Origin of the sequence: Streptomyces sp. NPDC048196 (genome assembly GCF_040652715.1) — a bacterium.
Taxonomy (GTDB): domain Bacteria; phylum Actinomycetota; class Actinomycetes; order Streptomycetales; family Streptomycetaceae; genus Streptomyces; species Streptomyces siderophoricus.
On sequence record NZ_JBEZMM010000001.1, the window covers coordinates 386,450 to 401,437 of the forward strand.

The window sequence follows — 14,988 nt, forward strand, 5'->3', positions numbered from 1 at the left end:
TTCCGAAGGACGAGGAGACCACCGCTTCTCCACGGCGAAGCGGCACCCGCCCGGTGGGCGGGTGCCGTCGAAGGGCCGGTGTGGCGTCAGCCCGCTACATCGCCAGCCACACCGCCTGGTCCGGGCCCAGACACCCGTTGTCGAGCGGGCCGCCGCTCGTCAGCAGGACCGCCTCGTGCGCGGGCAGTTCGTACGGCTGCGAGGAGAGGTTGACGATGCAGGCGAAGCCCGGTTCGCGGTGGTAGGCGAGGACCCCGGCCGGGGCGTCGAGCCAGGTCAGCTCGCCCTCACCGAGGGCGGGGTGGTCCCGGCGCAGGTGCAGGGCGCGTCGGTAGAGCTCCAGCATGGAGGCCGGGTCGCCGGTCTGGGCCGCGACACTGAGGTCCTTCCAGTGCGCGGGCTGCGGCAGCCACGGCCGGCCGGTGGCATCCTCGGGGCTGAAGCCGTACGGGGAGCCCTGCCCGGACCACGGGATCGGTACCCGGCAGCCGTCGCGGCCCGGGTCGGTGTGGCCGGAGCGTTCCCAGATGGGGTCCTGCCGTACGTCCTCGGGGAGGTCCTCGACCTCCGCGAGGCCCAGCTCCTCGCCCTGGTAGACGTAGGCGCCGCCCGGCAGGGAGAGCATCAGCAGGGCGGCCGCGCGGGCCCGCCGGACGCCGAGTTCGAGGTCGAGGGGGCCTTCGGGCCGGTAGGGCGCGTTGGCGACCCACTTCTTCGCCACCGTCCGGCCGAAGCGGCTGGGGTGGCGTACCACGTCGTGGTTGGAGAGCACCCAGGTGGCGGGTGCGCCCACGGAGCCGAGCGTGTCCAGCGAGCGGTCGATGACCTCGCGCAGGTCGGCGGCGTCCCAACTGGTCATCAGGAAGTCGAAGTTGAAGGCGGTGTGCAGCGCGTCCGGCCGCACGTAGGCGGCGAGCCGCTCGGGGGTGTCGGCCCATGCCTCGGCGACGAACGACCGGTCGCCGGGGAACTCGTCGGCCACCCGGCGCCAGGTCTGGTAGATCGCGTGCACCTCGTCGCGGTTCCAGTACGGGTGGTCCGCTTCCTCGCCGGGCGCCGGCGTGTCCGCCGTGTCCGCCGGGTCTGCCGCGTCGCGGGTCGGCAGGTCGGGCAGTTCCGGGTCCTTGGCCAGGCCGTGTGCCACGTCGATGCGGAAGCCGTCGACGCCGCGGCGGAACCAGAACCGCAGGACGTCCTCGAACTCGGCCCGCACGTCCGGGTGTTGCCAGTTGAGGTCCGGCTGCTCGGGAGCGAAGAGGTGCAGGTACCACTGGCCGTCGGGAAGCCGGGTCCAGGCCGGGCCGCCGAAGACGGAACGCCAGTTGTTGGGCGGCTCGGACCCGTCGGGTCCACGGCCGTCGCGGAAGTGGTAGCGCTCCCGCTCCGGGCTGCCGGGCCCCGCCGTCAGCGCTGCTTGGAACCAGGCGTGCTGGTCGGAGGTGTGGTTCGGCACGATGTCGGGGATGACGCGGATGCCGTGCCGGTGGGCCTCCTCGATCAGCGCCTCGGCGTCGGCCAGGGTGCCGAAGAGCGGGTCGATCGCGCGGAAGTCCGCCACGTCGTAACCGTGGTCGGCCATCGGCGACCTGTACCACGGGTTGATCCAGATGGCGTCGATCCCGAGCGACTTCAGGTAGGGCAGCCGGGAGCGGATGCCGGCGATGTCACCGACTCCGTCACCGTTCCCGTCGGCGAAGCTGCGGACGTAGACCTGGTAGATGACGGCGCTGCGCCACCACGGTGCGGGGTTGGGGGTGCTGGGCATGCTGCTGCGTGCTCCTCGGGGCTCTTGGGGCATCGGTGTGCGGTGGGGGGACTACTTCGCCGCACCGGCGGTGAGGCCGGCGACGATCCGGCGCTGGAAGACCAGCACCATGATCACGAGCGGGACGGTGACCAGTACGCCCGCCGCCATCTGGCTGCCGAACGGGGTCTCGAACTGGCTCGCTCCGGAGAACTTGGAGATGGCCACGGGAGCCGTCTGCATCTCCGGTTTGTTCGTCATCGACAGCGCGATGAGGAATTCGTTCCAGGCGGCGATGAAGGTGATGATCGCGGTGGTGAACATGCCCGGCGCGGCGAGCGGGACGATGATCCTGCGGAACGCCTGGCCGCGGGTGCAGCCGTCGACCATCGCGGCGTGCTCCAGCTCCTGCGGCATCTGCCGGAAGAAGGCGGTCAGGTTCCACACCGCGAGCGGCAGCGTGAAGGACATGCTGGGCACGATCATCGCCTGGTAGCTGTTGATCCAGCCGAAGTCGACGAACATCTTCAGCAGCGGGACCACGATCGACACCACCGGGAACATGGAGGTGGCGATGATCAGGGTGAGCACCAGCCGCTTGAACCGGAAGTCCAGCCGCGCCATCGCGTAGGCGGTGAAGGTGGCCAGGACCAGCGCCACGGCGGTGGTGATGCCGGCCACCACGACGCTGTTGAGCAGCGCCCGGGTGAAGGACTCCGACGGGTCGAGGACCGCGAGGTAGTTCTCGAACGAAAGGCGGGTCGGAAAGGGCGAGTTGGAGAAGATGTCGGCGGTCCGCCGCAGGCTGGAGACCAGCATCCAGTAGAACGGTGCCAGGCAGTAGGCGACGACCGCGGCGACCCCCGCGTACAGCAGCCCCTTGCGCAGTTTCGGGGAGAGGGTGTTCATGCCGCCACCTCCGTGCGTCGGCGCGAGAGCCATCGGCGGCGCAGCGGGGCCGGGCCGTCATCGCCCACGACGTCGGCGCCCAGCAGCCGGACGAAGGCCAGCGCGATCAGGAAGACATAGACGAAGAGGATCACCGCGTAGGCCGCGGCGGGACCGAAGCGCACGTTCGCCGCCTGGTCCTGGGCGAGCATGGACAGCGTCTCCACGGAGGTCTTCTGCGCGCCGATGAGGATGTACGGCAGGTCGAACATCCGCAGCGCGTCCAGCGTCCGGAACAGCACGGCCACCAGCAGAGCGGGCTTCACCAGCGGCAGGGTGATGTTCCAGAACTGGCGCAGCGCGCCCGCCCCGTCGATCCTGGCGGCCTCGTAGACCTCCTTGTCGATCACCTGCAGCCCCGCCAGGACGAGCAGGCCGATGAACGGTGCGGTCTTCCACACGTCCGCGGTGATGACCGCGAGCTTGGCGTGGAACCCCTCGGTGGTCCACAGGATGTGCTGCCCGGTGAGGGCGTTGGCCACGCCGTTGCTGTTGAAGATCCAGCGCCAGAGCAGACCGCTCACCGCGGTGGGGATGGCCCACGGCACCAGGATGCCGGCCCGTACCAGAGCCCGCCCCTGGAACGCGCGGTGCATGATCAGCGCCATGGCGATGCCGATGACCGTCTCCAGCGCGACCGTGGTGCCGGTCAGGAAGGTGGTGTTCCAGAAGGCGTTCCAGAAACGTGCGCCGGCCGCGCCGAAGATCGCGCCGTAGTTCTGCAAACCGACGAACGGGTCGGTCTCGTTGACGAAGCCGGTCTTCGGGTTGAGACCGGGCGTGCCGAAGAGCGAGTCCTTCAGCGCCACGATCGTCGGGTAGAGCACCACGACCGCCAGCACCAGCAGGGTGGGGGAGACCAGCAGGGCGGCGAGCCGGCCGGAACCGGAGGTGGCCCGGGCCCGGCGCTGCGGCCGCCTGGCCGGCAGGGACAGCGCGGGTGGCGCGGCCGGGTTCTGCGTTGTCACCATGGTGTGCTCCTCACTCTCCCGCAGCCTGCTGCCGAAGGGTCTGCTGAAGGTCCTTCAGGGCCTGCCCGCTGCTCGTGCTGCCGGTCAGGGCCGCGTACGCCTGCTGCTGGATCGCCGCCGTGACATCGCCGTACCGGAAGACCCGGGGCCGCGGCACGGCGTGCAGGATCGACTGCTTGAGGGTGGGGAGGTACGGATACTGCTTGACCAGCTTCGGGTCCTCGTACAGCGCCTCGTAGGTCGGCGCGCCCGGTGCGCGGGACAGCGTGAACCGCTGGACGGCCTGGCCGGCGAAGAACTTCATGAAGTCGATCGCCGTCGCCTTGTTCTCCGCCGAGGCCGACAGGGCCAGGTTGTGGCCGCCCAGGCTGGAGGCGCCGGGGCCGTTCAGACCGGGCAGTGGTGCGGCACGGAAGTGGCCGGCAGCCTTGTTGGCACCGTCCTTCTGGGCCATCAGGGGGTAGGCGTAGGGCCAGTTCCGCAGGAAGACCAGCTTCCCGGCCTGGAAGGCGCGGCGGCCGTCCTCCTCCTGGTAGGTGACGGCGTCCTTCGGGATCGTGCCGTCCTTGAAGGAGTCGACCAGGAAGTCCAGGCCCCGCTTCGCCTGCGGGGTGTCCACGTGCGGGTTGCCCTTGGCGTCGGTGACGACACCGCCGGCGGAGTTCACGGCCTCGGCGAAGTTGACCGTCAGGCCCTCGTACTTCTGGAACTGCCCGGCGTAACAGGACATCCCGCGCGCCTCGGGCAGTCGCTCGACCTTGGCGCAGTCCGCCTTCATCTGTGCCCAGGTGGCCGGCGGCCCGGCGATCCCGGCCTTCTTGAGCAGGTCGGTGCGGTAGTAGAGCATGCCGCCGTCCGAGCTCATCGGCAGGGCGTACAGGCCACCGCGGTACTTCCCGGTCTCGACGATCGGCTTGAGCATCTGTCGCAGCGGAAACTGCTCTTCGGGCAGCCGGTCGACCCAGCGGTGCGCGGCGAACTCCGAGGTCCACACGGCGTCGAGCGCCAGTACCGTATAGGCATCGGACTTCGTCTGGGCGTTCTGGATCATCTGCTGGCGCTGTGCGTCGGGGTCCGTGGGCAGCTGGACGAAGGTGACCTTCTCCTGGGGGTGCCGCTTGTTCCAGCGGTCGATCACCGCCTGGACGGACCCGGAGGCGTCCTTGCCGGCGACGTAGGTGATGGGGCCGCGCCCCTCGAAGGTGGGCCGGCCGCCGGCCGTGGTGGTCCCGTTGGTGCCGCAGGCGGCGAGGGCGGCGAGCCCCGCGAAGGCCGCGCCCGCGCCCTGCAGCGCTCTGGTGGTTCTGCTCTTCACTGTCTCTCCTGGGGGTGCGAACCGGGGCGGTGGCCGGTCACTCGCTGGGAAACCGCTCGCCGGTCGTGGCCGAGAAGAAGTACGTACCGTCGGCCCGGAGCCGCAGGGTGATCCGTTCGCCCTTCCGGGGCGGGGTCCGCGGGTCGACCCGGGCGACGACGCCGGCCCCGGTTCCGGCGGTGACGCCCCCGCTGCCGCTGCCGCCGTCGTGGTCGCCCTGGAGGGTTCCGTAGGCGTACGCCTCGGAGCCGAGCTCCTCCACCATCGACACCGCCATGCCCAGGCCCGGCTCGTCCGCCGCTACGGTCTCCAGCGCCTCGGGCCGGAAACCCACCACGACGCGGTCGGCCCCCTCGGCCGCGACCGCGGTGAGCACGCGACGGGGCAACGGCACCCGGGCGCCGCCGAGTTGGACGCCGTCGTCGGCCACCCGCGCCTCCTGGAGGTTCATGGCCGGCGACCCGATGAACGAGGCCACGAACACATTGGCCGGCTCGTCGTAGAGGACGCGCGGGGCGGCGCACTGCTGGAGCACCCCGTCCTTGAGCACGGCGACGCGGTCGCCCATCGTCATCGCCTCGATCTGGTCGTGCGTGACGTAGACGGTGGTGGTGCCCAACCGGCGCTGGAGCGCGGCGATCTGGGTGCGGGTCTGGGTGCGCAGCTTGGCGTCCAGGTTGGACAGCGGCTCGTCCATCAGGAACACCTGCGGTTCCCGCACGATGGCGCGGCCCATCGCGACCCGCTGCCGCTGCCCGCCGGAGAGCGCCTTCGGCCTGCGGTGCAGGTACGCCTCCAGATCCAGGATCCTGGCCGCTTCCTGTACCCGGCGGCGGATCTCGTCCTTCGGCGTACCGGCGACCTTCAGGGCGAAGCCCATGTTGTCGGCGACGCTCATGTGCGGGTAGAGCGCGTAATTCTGGAACACCATGGCGATGTCCCGGTCCTTGGGCGGCAGGTGGGTCACGTCCCGGTCGCCGATCCGGATCACGCCGTCGTCCACGTCCTCCAGACCGGCCAGCATCCGCAGGCTGGTGGACTTGCCGCACCCGGAAGGGCCGACCAGGACCAGGAACTCGCCGTCGGCGATGTCCAGATGGAGTGCGTCGACCGCGGGCCGGTCGGCACCCGGATAGCACCGGGTGACCTTTTCAAAACTCACTGTGGTCATGCGGAGGCTCAACCCTTCCCGGCAGCGGCCGCCGGATGGCATGGACAGGGGCGTGCAGAGCGTTACTGATTGCGCTGTCTCCGTCATCAAATGAATGAGCCGGCAGGTCAAGAGGGGTGGAGGATCGCTCCAGGGAGATACCGGTGACACCGCCGAGACAGCGCTTTCAAGCTAAGAGGGCACCCAGGGGAAGTCAATGCGTTACGCCCTGGTAATCCGCAGGTCATCCGGCTGTACCGTGCAGCTTCTATAAGGGAAAACCACCTGATACCGACCACCTGACGGGCCCGTGACAGCGCTGTCATAAATCCCCGGGGACTCGTGCTCACCGTGCTACCTTCCGTGCATGTCACCAGCTCAACGGCACCCCACGATGGCCGACGTCGCCGAGCGCGCCGGAGTCTCCGCCTCCACCGTCTCGCGCACCCTGCGCGGCCACGCCTCCGTCTCGGCCGAGGTGCGCGAGCGGGTCGAGCGCGCGGCCCGGGAGCTGAACTTCGCCATCTCACGGCAGGCGGCCAGCCTGGTCACCGGCAAGACCGGCGTGGTGGCGGTGCTCGTGCCGATACTGAAGTCCTGGTTCGTCGGTTCGGCGCTGGAAGGGCTCGGACCGGTGCTGCGCGCGGCGGGCCTGGAGCTGGTGGTCTATTACGTGCCCGACATGACCGCCCGGGCCGACTTCTTCGAGCGCCTGCCCGCGCGGCGGAACGCGGACGCGCTGCTGGTGTTCTCCTTCGACCTCACCGAGGAGGAGAGCGCCCGCCTGGACGACCTGCAGATGCCGGTCATATACGTCAGCCAGCACGCCGAGGGCCGGGCGAGCGTGTACGTCGACGATGTGGCCGGGGCGCTCGGCGGCACCCGGCACCTGCTCAACCTCGGACACCGCCGGATCGGCTTCCTGCGGGCGATCGGCGTCAGCGGTTTCACCTTCAGCTCCAACGAACGACTGACCGGCTACCGGCAGGCGCTCACCGAGGCGGGCATCACGCCGGACGACGAGCTGGTGGTCGGCGCCGTGCTGGGGCAGGACCGCACCGTCGTCGAGGCGGTCGGCCGGCTGCTCAGCCTGCAGCAACCGCCGACCGCACTCTTCGTCGAGCAGGACGAGCTCGCCGTCGCCGTCCTGTCGACCCTGCGCACGAGCGGCTTCGACGTCCCCGAGCGGCTGTCCGTGCTCGGCTTCGACGACCACGACATCGCCCACTGGGTGGGGCTGTCCACGATCGCCCAGTCACCCACGGACATCGGCCGCGCCGCCGGCGAGCTGGCCTGCGCGCTCATCGAAACCCCCGACGCCGACCGGGAACGCCACATCGTCCTGCCCACCCACCTCATTCCCCGGGCCAGCACCGCTCCGCTCATGCCACCGTCCGCGGAGGACGACGGTGGGCGGGCTGCGCCTTCGGGCGGGACGGGCACCGCTCGGCGGGACTGATCGGCGAGGGACGGTTCGGCGCGGGTCCGGTGCAGCGCTGCCTGTGGACGTCATCAGGGCTGCCTGTGGACGCCCTCGGTGACGGCCTCCTGATGCAGTTCAATCCGGAATCAACTTCCTTGCCCGGCCTTCGAGGTGCGCGCATATGACCGCCCCCATACGCTGGCATCAACGGCACATCGATGTGCAGGTCGCTGTCGCATCGAGGTGTATGTCCGGATGCTGAGTGTGGCTCCGCTGCCGGCTCTCGTGCCCGGCAGTCGCCGAAGCCACGGCGTCCCCCAGCCACGGCGTCCCGCAGGGAGATCCCCATGGCCAAGAGATGCACCCCGGCCAAGCGACCGGCCCACCGCCCGGCCTCGGTCCACGCACTGGCCGGAATCCGGCTCTTCAACGGAATCACCGGCCTGCTCACGCCGTCCGTGCTCATCCTGCGCCTCGACCCGGACCACGAGCCCAGCCCCGCGGCCGTCTACGCCTTCCGGCTCTTCGGGATCCGCACGGTCCTGCTCGGGCTCGCTCTGCTGACCCACGACGGCGACCGGCTGCGCGAGGACCTGCGCGAGGGGGTCCTCATCCACGGCAGCGACACCCTGACCGCCGCGATGCTCGGCATCCGCGGCCAGGTGCCTGCGCGCACCGCCGTCCTGACCACGCTCATCTCGGCCACCAACACGGTCCTGGCCGCCACCGGCGGGTGCGCCGGGAAGAGCGAGCGGAAGTGACCAAGGGGCAGGCCTCCTGACCAGTACCGAGCAAGGAGCACTGCGATGGGTATGCAACGACGCACCACCTCCCGGCGACCGTCCGCCGGATACCGAAACTCCCTCCCGTGGCGGGTCGTCACCGGCATCTCCACCGTCGTCGACCGACGCATCGGCTGGGACAAACTGCCCGTCCTCCCGGGCCTGTTGACGCTTTTCGGGCTACGCGTCAAGCTCCGCCAGAAGAACCTGCACGACACCACCGCACTGCCGTCCGTCCATCGCCCCGACCCCGCACCACCGGCACCGAGCCACCGGGTCAACCGAACCGCCGACGGCAGCCACAACGACCTCGGCGAGCCGCGCATGGGCATGGCCGGGAGCCGCTTCGGCCGCAACATCCCGCTGGACCGCATCGCGCCGGCCACGGCCGAGTCCGTCCTCTCCCGGCCGAACCCGCGAGAGGTCAGCCGGGCACTCCTCACCCGCCACGAAATGACCCCCGCCGACTCGGTCAACTCCCTGGTCACCGCCTGGCTCCAGTTCATGATCCGCGACTGGTTCAGCCACGGTACGAGCCCGACGGAACGCCCCTGGGAAGTGCCGCTCGTGGACGACGACCCCTGGCCGGAGCGCCCGATGCGGATCATGCGGACACCGGACGACCCGACCCGGGACCCCCAGGCCCCCGCCGGGACACCCGACACCCGCGTCAACGTCTCCTCCCACTGGTGGGACGCCTCGCAGATCTACGGGTCCAGCGCGGAGGAGCAACGGAGGCTGCGCACCGGCCAGTTGGGCAAGCTGCACCTCTGGAACAACGGCAAGTCCCCTTCATCCCTGGACCCGGCCACCGACCCGTCGCTCGTTCCCGGCTTCTGGCTGGGCCTCGCCATGATGCAGAACCTCTTCGCCCACGAGCACAACGCGATCTGCGACCATCTGCACGCCACCTATCCGTCGTGGGGTGACGAGGAGCTGTTCCAGCGTGCCCGGCTCGTCAACGCCGCGCTGCTCGCCAAGATCCACACCGTGGAGTGGACGCCTGCCGTGATCAGCCACCCCACCACCGTCAAGGCGCTGCGGGCGAACTGGTGGGGCCTCGCCGACGAGCGCGTTCACGACCTCTTCGGCCGGATCAGCGACAGCGAGGTCATCAGCGGCATCCCCGGCGGCCGGACCGACCACTACGGCGTCCCGTACGCGCTCACCGAGGAGTTCGTGGCCGTCTACCGGATGCACCCCCTCGTCCGGGACGAATGGCATCTGCGCTCCGCCACGGACGACGCCACTCTGGGCGAGCGGACCTTCCGGGAGATCGCCGGCCCGGAGGCGCTGAAGGTCCTGGAAACCGTGCCCATGGCCGATCTCCTCTACAGCTTCGGAACGCTCCACCCCGGCCTGGTGACCCTGCACAACTTCCCGAAGTTCCTGCAGGAATACGAGCGTCCCGACGGGCATCTGCAGGACCTGGCCGCCACCGACATCCTGCGCAGCCGGGAACTGGGCGTCCCCCGCTACAACGAGTTCCGCCGGCTGCTGCGGTTGAAGCCCGTGGAGAGCTTCGAGGAGCTGACGGACAACCCGGAGTGGGCCAGGGAGATCAAGCAGGTCTACGGGGACGACATCGAAAAGGTCGACCTGACGATCGGCATGTATGCGGAGAAGCTCCCCAAGGGATTCGCCTTCAGCGACACGGCATTCCGCATCTTCATCCTGATGGCCTCCCGCCGGCTGAACAGCGACCGCTTCTTCACCGAGTACTACACGCCCGAGGTGTACTCCAAGGCCGGTATGGCCTGGATCGACGACAATTCCATGGTCACCGTCCTGCTGCGCCACCACCCGGAACTGCGCACCGCCCTCGCAGGCCTGAACAACGCATTCGTCCCCTGGCACACGGCCTGACTCCGCGCCGCCTCGCAGAGACCGGCTCGGAAAACGGGTTGGACGGCGTGAGGTCGGTTGGTAGCGTGCGGCAGACCGTGACACCGTCCGAGGAGGTGAGACCCATGAACGCTGTATCGACGTGGGTGCTCCCCCTCTCCGTCACGGTCGGGCGATAGACGTAGGTGTCGCCGGGAGTGCCCCCACACCAAGGCACTCCCGAAAGGCAACACCTCATGAATTCACTACAGTTCACCGCGGAAAAGACGTCGAACGGCGTCGTCGAACGCGACTTCACCGTCGGCGACATCCCCGGCGTGCTCTGGTCGCCCGCATCCGGCGCCGAGCGCGCGCCCCTGGTATTGCTGGGCCACGGCGGCGGCACGCACAAGAAATGGCCGGCGATGACGGGCCGCGCACACCTCCTCGTGACCCGCTGCGGCTTCCACGTCGCCTGCATCGACGCGCCCGGTCACGGCGACCGGCTGCGTACCGCGCAGGACGAGCAAGAGATCGCCGCGATGCTGGCGGCGCGGGCGGCGGGCGAGCCGGAAGGCCCCATCGTCGTCCGCTACAACGCCCACCTGGCGGAGCGTGCCGTGCCCGAGTGGCAGGCGACCCTGGACGCCCTCCAGGACCTTCCGGAAATCGGCGCCGAAGGACCGGTCGGCTACTTCGGCCTCAACATGGGCACCGCGATCGGGGTGCCGTTCGTGGCGGCCGATCCCAGGATCACCGCCGCGGTCTTCGGCCTCCACTGGCCCGATGCCCTGGCCGAGACGGCGGAGCAGATCACCGTCCCGGTCGAGTTCGCCATGCAGTGGGACGACGAGCACATCCCGCGCGAGTCAGGTCTGGCACTGTTCGACGCCTTCGCCTCGACGGAGAAGACGCTGCACGTCAACCCGGGCAAGCACAAGGAACTGCCCCGGTTCGAGGCCGACAGCGCGGTCCGCTTCTTCGCCCGGCACCTCGGCCGAGCGGTCACTTCGGTGGCCTGAGGTGAGCGGTATCGGCGTCCGGCCCGTCGGCCGGGCGCCGATACCGGCCCCGTACGGCAGTTGACAGCCCGAACACCCCACGTCAGAGTCCCGACGTGAGCCAGACCAACGATCTGACGCCGCCCGAGGAACGTATATGGCGGGCCTTTCCGCGCGGCGGGTCCGTCGACTTCCGTGCCGCCGAGAACGAGGATCCGGCCCTCGGCGACACCTGGGGCGCCGAGCGGAGCGTACGGGCGAGTGTGCTGCGGGCGCTGCTGCTCAAGGCCCCGCGGGAGGACGGGGAAATAGCCGCGCTCAAGATCAAGGGAGCACGGATCACCGGCGTACTGGACCTGAAGTACGCCACGATCGACGCCGCCGTCCGGCTGAGCCACTGTCACTTCGACGGCGTTCCCGACCTGTACGGAGCCCAGCTGCGGCAGCTCAATCTGAGCAAGTCCGTGCTGCCGGGCCTGACCTCGGCGGCCTTGCGGGTCGAGGGCGTCCTGCGGATGACGGGCTGCCGTATGCGGGGGCCGGTGCGGCTCGGTGGGGTGCAGATCACCGGGGCGCTGTTCCTGGAACGGGCGGAATTCACCGCACCGGACGACTCCGAACCGGTCCTACAGCTCAACCAGGCCACGATCGGGGACGACTTGTGGGCACCGGAGATGCGCGCGCACGGCCAGGTACGGCTCACCGGCGCCTCCGTCGCCGGACGGATCAACCTGCAGGACGCCGAGTTCACCACCCCCGACGGCACCGCGCTGGACGCGCAGAACCTCAACGTGGGAGGCCATGTACGGGCGCGGTGTCTACGCGCGCAGGGCCGCGTCGAGCTCCGCGGCTCCCGCATCTCGGGCCGTCTCGACCTGCTCCACGCCCACCTGTCGCATCCGGGCGACACGGCACTGCGGGCGAGCAGTTGTGTCATCGGTGAACTCTGGCTGCGCAGGGGCGACCGCATCGAGGGCGCCCTGAATCTACGGCGTTCTCATATAGAGATCCTGACCCTGGAACCGGAGATGCTGCCGGACCAGGTGTTTCTCAGCAATCTCCGGTACACCGTCCTCGCCCCGCACGAGCCCGCCGAACGCCGACTGCCGATGCTGGAGCGGGACGGCGAGCGCTACGACCCGCACGGCTACGAGCAGTTGATGGCCGCCTACCGCCACGTCGGTGACGACGACGCGGCCCGGCTCGTCCAACTCGCCAAGCAGCGCCGCCGACGCACCACGCTCATCTGGTACGGACGGCTGTGGGGATACGTCCAGGACGCCACCGTCGGCTACGGCTTCCGCCCCTTGCGCGCGGCGGTCTGGCTGCTGTCCCTCATGGCCATCGGATCGATCGCGTACGGCCTGGACCATCCACGCCCCGTCAAGGCGGACGAGGCCCCCGACTTCAACCCCGTCTTCTACACCCTCGACCTGCTCCTGCCGATCATCAACTTCGGCCAGGAGTCGGCGTTCGCCCCTGCCGGCTGGCACCAGTGGCTGTCGTACGCCCTGATCATCACCGGATGGATCCTGGCGACGACGATCGTCGCAGGCGTGACCCGCACGGTCAGCCGCCAATGACCCCTATCGGCCGAGGTGCCTCAGCATTCCGACGCTTCCCGATCGCGGTTCAACGCACCGGTGCACTTTCCCGAGCCCACGCGGACAGCAGGTGGAGGGCGGTCTCCGAGGGAGAGCCCTCGTCCACCGTGTGGGCAATCAGGGCCTGGTCCGGGTCGTCGGGAAGGCGCAGGGTTTCGAAGCCGAGATCCAGCTTGCCGACCACGGGGTGGAGGTAGGTGTACCGCCCGTGGGTCTTGTCCTTGAGCTGGTGCTCCGCCCACGCTTCCCGGAACTCGGGGCTGGCGGCGGAGAGTTCGTCCAGCAGGCCCACCGTGCGCGGGTCATCCGGATGGCGTCCGGCATCAAGTCGAAGATAGGCGGCCACATCGCTGGCCTTGCCGCGCCAGTCGGCGTACAGGCTGCGCATCCCCTCGTCCAGGAACACCAGGCGGGCCAGGTTCCGCTGCCGCGGTGGCAGGGCTCCGAAATCGGTGATCAGCGCTGCGGCAAGGCGGTTCCAGGCCAGGACATCGGTGTTCCGGCCGACGATGTAGGCCGGCACATCGCCTGCCGAATCCAGCAACCGGCGCAGCCCGGGCCGGACCTGCTGGGGCTGGGCGGCCGCTTCCGTACGGTCCGATGCGGACCAGGGGCGTGCCAGTCGGTAGAGGTGCTCGCGCTCCACGGTCTCCAGGCGCAGGGCGCGTGCGACCGCGTCCAGGACCGCCTCGGAGAAGTGCAGGGTCCGGCCCTGTTCCAGCCGGACGTAGTGGTCCACGCTCACCCCGGCCAGCTGGGCCAGTTCCTCCCTGCGCAGCCCGGGGACCCGGCGACGGCCTCCGTAGTGCGGCAGTCCCAGGTCCTCCGGTTGCAGCCGGGCGCGGCGGGATCGCAGGAACTCGCCGAGTTCGGCACGTCTGTCCAATGGCATGGGGCAAGTATCCCCGCACCGCCCTCGCCGGCAGCCCTTCAAGCCTGGTCATGCCGTGCCCAGGCACCGGCCGGCCCTGGGTGGGGCGCCCGCGGACGACCACAGTGGTGAGCACCGGAAGGGTTCCGGTCCACCGAGTGCTCAGGGCACCCGGTGATCCGCTCTCACGGGAAGTTCTCCGACATGCCAGCCCACAGCGACATGACAACCCACAGTGACATGACAACCCACAGTGACATGACAACCCACAGCGACATGACGACCCACAAGGACATGCCAACGCCCAACGACCTGCCGACCGTTCCCCTCGGCAGCACGGGCATGGACATCACCCGCCTCGGCTTCGGCTCCTGGGCGGTGGCGGGCTCCGGATGGCACTTCGGCTGGGGCGCCACCGACGACGCCGAGTCGATCACCGCGATCCGCCACGCGATCGATTCCGGTGTCAATTGGATAGACACCGCCGCCGTGTACGGACTCGGTCATGCCGAGGAACTGGTCGGCAAGGCCGTCGCCGGCCTGCCCGAGGCCGAGCGCCCGTACCTCTTCACCAAGGTCGGGCTGGTCTGGGACCCGGCCGCCCCGCAGGCCGCACCCCGCCGGACCATGCAGCCCGACAGCGTGCGCCGTGAGGTCGAGGACTCGCTGCGCCGCCTCGGCGTCGAGCGCATCGACCTGTACCAGGTGCACTGGCCGGACACCGGCGAGTCCCTGGAGTACGCCGGTGACGGCAGCGGCGCCGTCTCGCCGAACGCCACACCGTTGGAGGAGTACTGGCAGGTCATGGCCGATCTCAAGGCCGAGGGCAAGGTCCGCGCGATCGGACTGTCCAACCACTCGCCCGAGCAGCTTCAGGCAGCCGAACAGATCGCCCACGTCGACGTCATCCAACCGCCGTTCTCGGCCATCAACCGCTCGGCCGCACCCGAGATTGCCTGGGCCCGCGCCCACGACACCGGCGTGATCGTCTACTCCCCGCTCCAGTCGGGGCTGCTCACCGGCGCTTTTTCCGCCGAGCGTGCCGCGAACCTGGCCGCCGATGACTGGCGCTCCGCCCACCACGACTTCACCACGGGGCTGGCAGCCAACCTCCGTCTGGCCGATGCCCTCCGTCCCGTCGCCGAGCGGCACGGCGCCACGGTCGCCGAGGTGGCCCTCGCCTGGGTCCTGGCCTGGCCCGGGATCACCGGCGCCATTGTCGGTGCCCGCAAGCCCGGCCAGGTCGACGGCTGGGTCGGCGCAGGCGCCGTGCGTCTGTCCCGGGCCGACCTCGACGAGATCACCGACGCGATCACCCGCTCCGGCGCGGGAACCGGCCCCGCCCGCCCGTAACC

General features: G+C 69.8%; 12 protein-coding genes. 6 read left to right on the forward strand and 6 right to left on the reverse strand.

The window, feature by feature from the left end:
* Positions 1–94: 94 nt before the first annotated feature.
* The 5 genes from AB0E02_RS01825 to ugpC are packed head-to-tail and all read right to left on the reverse strand — an operon-like array spanning position 95 to position 6,149.
* On the reverse strand, positions 95–1,765 hold the full coding sequence (locus tag AB0E02_RS01825; protein WP_362134854.1) for a glycoside hydrolase family 13 protein: 1,671 nt from the start codon (positions 1,763–1,765) through the stop codon (positions 95–97).
* Between the two features lie 51 nt (positions 1,766–1,816).
* The gene (locus AB0E02_RS01830; protein ID WP_362134856.1) at positions 1,817–2,653 is read right to left on the reverse strand and encodes a carbohydrate ABC transporter permease; all 837 of its coding nucleotides are present in this window, start codon (positions 2,651–2,653) and stop codon (positions 1,817–1,819) included.
* A complete protein-coding gene (locus AB0E02_RS01835) occupies positions 2,650–3,663 on the reverse strand; it encodes a sugar ABC transporter permease (protein ID WP_362134858.1) in 1,014 nt (337 codons plus the stop codon). Before AB0E02_RS01835 ends, AB0E02_RS01830 begins: the two co-directional genes overlap by 4 nt.
* A 10-nt stretch (positions 3,664–3,673) precedes the next feature.
* Positions 3,674–4,978 (reverse strand): ABC transporter substrate-binding protein, encoded by a 1,305-nt coding sequence (locus AB0E02_RS01840; RefSeq protein WP_362134860.1) that lies wholly within the window; start codon positions 4,976–4,978, stop codon positions 3,674–3,676.
* A gap of 37 nt (positions 4,979–5,015) precedes the next feature.
* Complete coding sequence (ugpC, locus tag AB0E02_RS01845; RefSeq protein ID WP_362134862.1) at positions 5,016–6,149, reverse strand: sn-glycerol-3-phosphate ABC transporter ATP-binding protein UgpC; 1,134 nt, start codon at positions 6,147–6,149, stop codon at positions 5,016–5,018.
* A 346-nt stretch (positions 6,150–6,495) separates the two neighbouring features.
* Here ugpC and AB0E02_RS01850 point away from each other — a divergent pair, with 346 nt between their 5' ends.
* The 5 genes from AB0E02_RS01850 (at position 6,496) to AB0E02_RS01870 (ending at position 12,741) form a co-directional block, all read left to right on the forward strand.
* Positions 6,496–7,587, forward strand: a complete 1,092-nt coding sequence (locus AB0E02_RS01850) for a LacI family DNA-binding transcriptional regulator (RefSeq protein WP_362134864.1) — start codon at positions 6,496–6,498, stop codon at positions 7,585–7,587.
* Between the two features lie 311 nt (positions 7,588–7,898).
* Complete coding sequence (locus AB0E02_RS01855) at positions 7,899–8,312, forward strand: hypothetical protein (RefSeq protein WP_362134866.1); 414 nt, start codon at positions 7,899–7,901, stop codon at positions 8,310–8,312.
* A gap of 45 nt (positions 8,313–8,357) precedes the next feature.
* Entirely contained in the window at positions 8,358–10,199 is a 1,842-nt protein-coding gene (locus tag AB0E02_RS01860; protein WP_362134868.1) for a peroxidase family protein, read from the forward strand.
* 215 nt (positions 10,200–10,414) lie between these two features.
* The gene (locus AB0E02_RS01865) at positions 10,415–11,179 is read left to right on the forward strand and encodes an alpha/beta hydrolase (RefSeq protein ID WP_362134870.1); all 765 of its coding nucleotides are present in this window, start codon (positions 10,415–10,417) and stop codon (positions 11,177–11,179) included.
* A gap of 95 nt (positions 11,180–11,274) precedes the next feature.
* Complete coding sequence (locus tag AB0E02_RS01870; protein ID WP_362134872.1) at positions 11,275–12,741, forward strand: membrane-associated oxidoreductase; 1,467 nt, start codon at positions 11,275–11,277, stop codon at positions 12,739–12,741.
* A 49-nt stretch (positions 12,742–12,790) separates the two neighbouring features.
* Here the strand turns inward: AB0E02_RS01870 and AB0E02_RS01875 are convergent, their stop codons facing one another.
* Complete coding sequence (locus tag AB0E02_RS01875; protein WP_362134874.1) at positions 12,791–13,654, reverse strand: helix-turn-helix transcriptional regulator; 864 nt, start codon at positions 13,652–13,654, stop codon at positions 12,791–12,793.
* Positions 13,655–13,891: 237 nt separating this feature from the next.
* Here AB0E02_RS01875 and AB0E02_RS01880 point away from each other — a divergent pair, with 237 nt between their 5' ends.
* Positions 13,892–14,986, forward strand: a complete 1,095-nt coding sequence (locus AB0E02_RS01880) for an aldo/keto reductase (protein WP_362134876.1) — start codon at positions 13,892–13,894, stop codon at positions 14,984–14,986.
* Positions 14,987–14,988: the final 2 nt, after the last annotated feature.

Bases quoted from the DNA above. Each gene is read 5' to 3' on its own strand.
- AB0E02_RS01850 (WP_362134864.1), top strand. From the start codon at position 6,496: ATGTCACCAGCTCAACGGCACCCCACGATGGCCGACGTCGCCGAGCGC.
- AB0E02_RS01835 (WP_362134858.1), bottom strand. From the start codon at position 3,663: ATGGTGACAACGCAGAACCCGGCCGCGCCACCCGCGCTGTCCCTGCCG.
- AB0E02_RS01860 (WP_362134868.1), top strand. From the start codon at position 8,358: ATGGGTATGCAACGACGCACCACCTCCCGGCGACCGTCCGCCGGATAC.
- AB0E02_RS01865 (WP_362134870.1), top strand. From the start codon at position 10,415: ATGAATTCACTACAGTTCACCGCGGAAAAGACGTCGAACGGCGTCGTC.
- AB0E02_RS01825 (WP_362134854.1), bottom strand. From the start codon at position 1,765: ATGCCCAGCACCCCCAACCCCGCACCGTGGTGGCGCAGCGCCGTCATC.
- AB0E02_RS01855 (WP_362134866.1), top strand. From the start codon at position 7,899: ATGGCCAAGAGATGCACCCCGGCCAAGCGACCGGCCCACCGCCCGGCC.
- AB0E02_RS01875 (WP_362134874.1), bottom strand. From the start codon at position 13,654: ATGCCATTGGACAGACGTGCCGAACTCGGCGAGTTCCTGCGATCCCGC.
- AB0E02_RS01880 (WP_362134876.1), top strand. From the start codon at position 13,892: ATGACAACCCACAGCGACATGACGACCCACAAGGACATGCCAACGCCC.
- ugpC (WP_362134862.1), bottom strand. From the start codon at position 6,149: ATGACCACAGTGAGTTTTGAAAAGGTCACCCGGTGCTATCCGGGTGCC.
- AB0E02_RS01830 (WP_362134856.1), bottom strand. From the start codon at position 2,653: ATGAACACCCTCTCCCCGAAACTGCGCAAGGGGCTGCTGTACGCGGGG.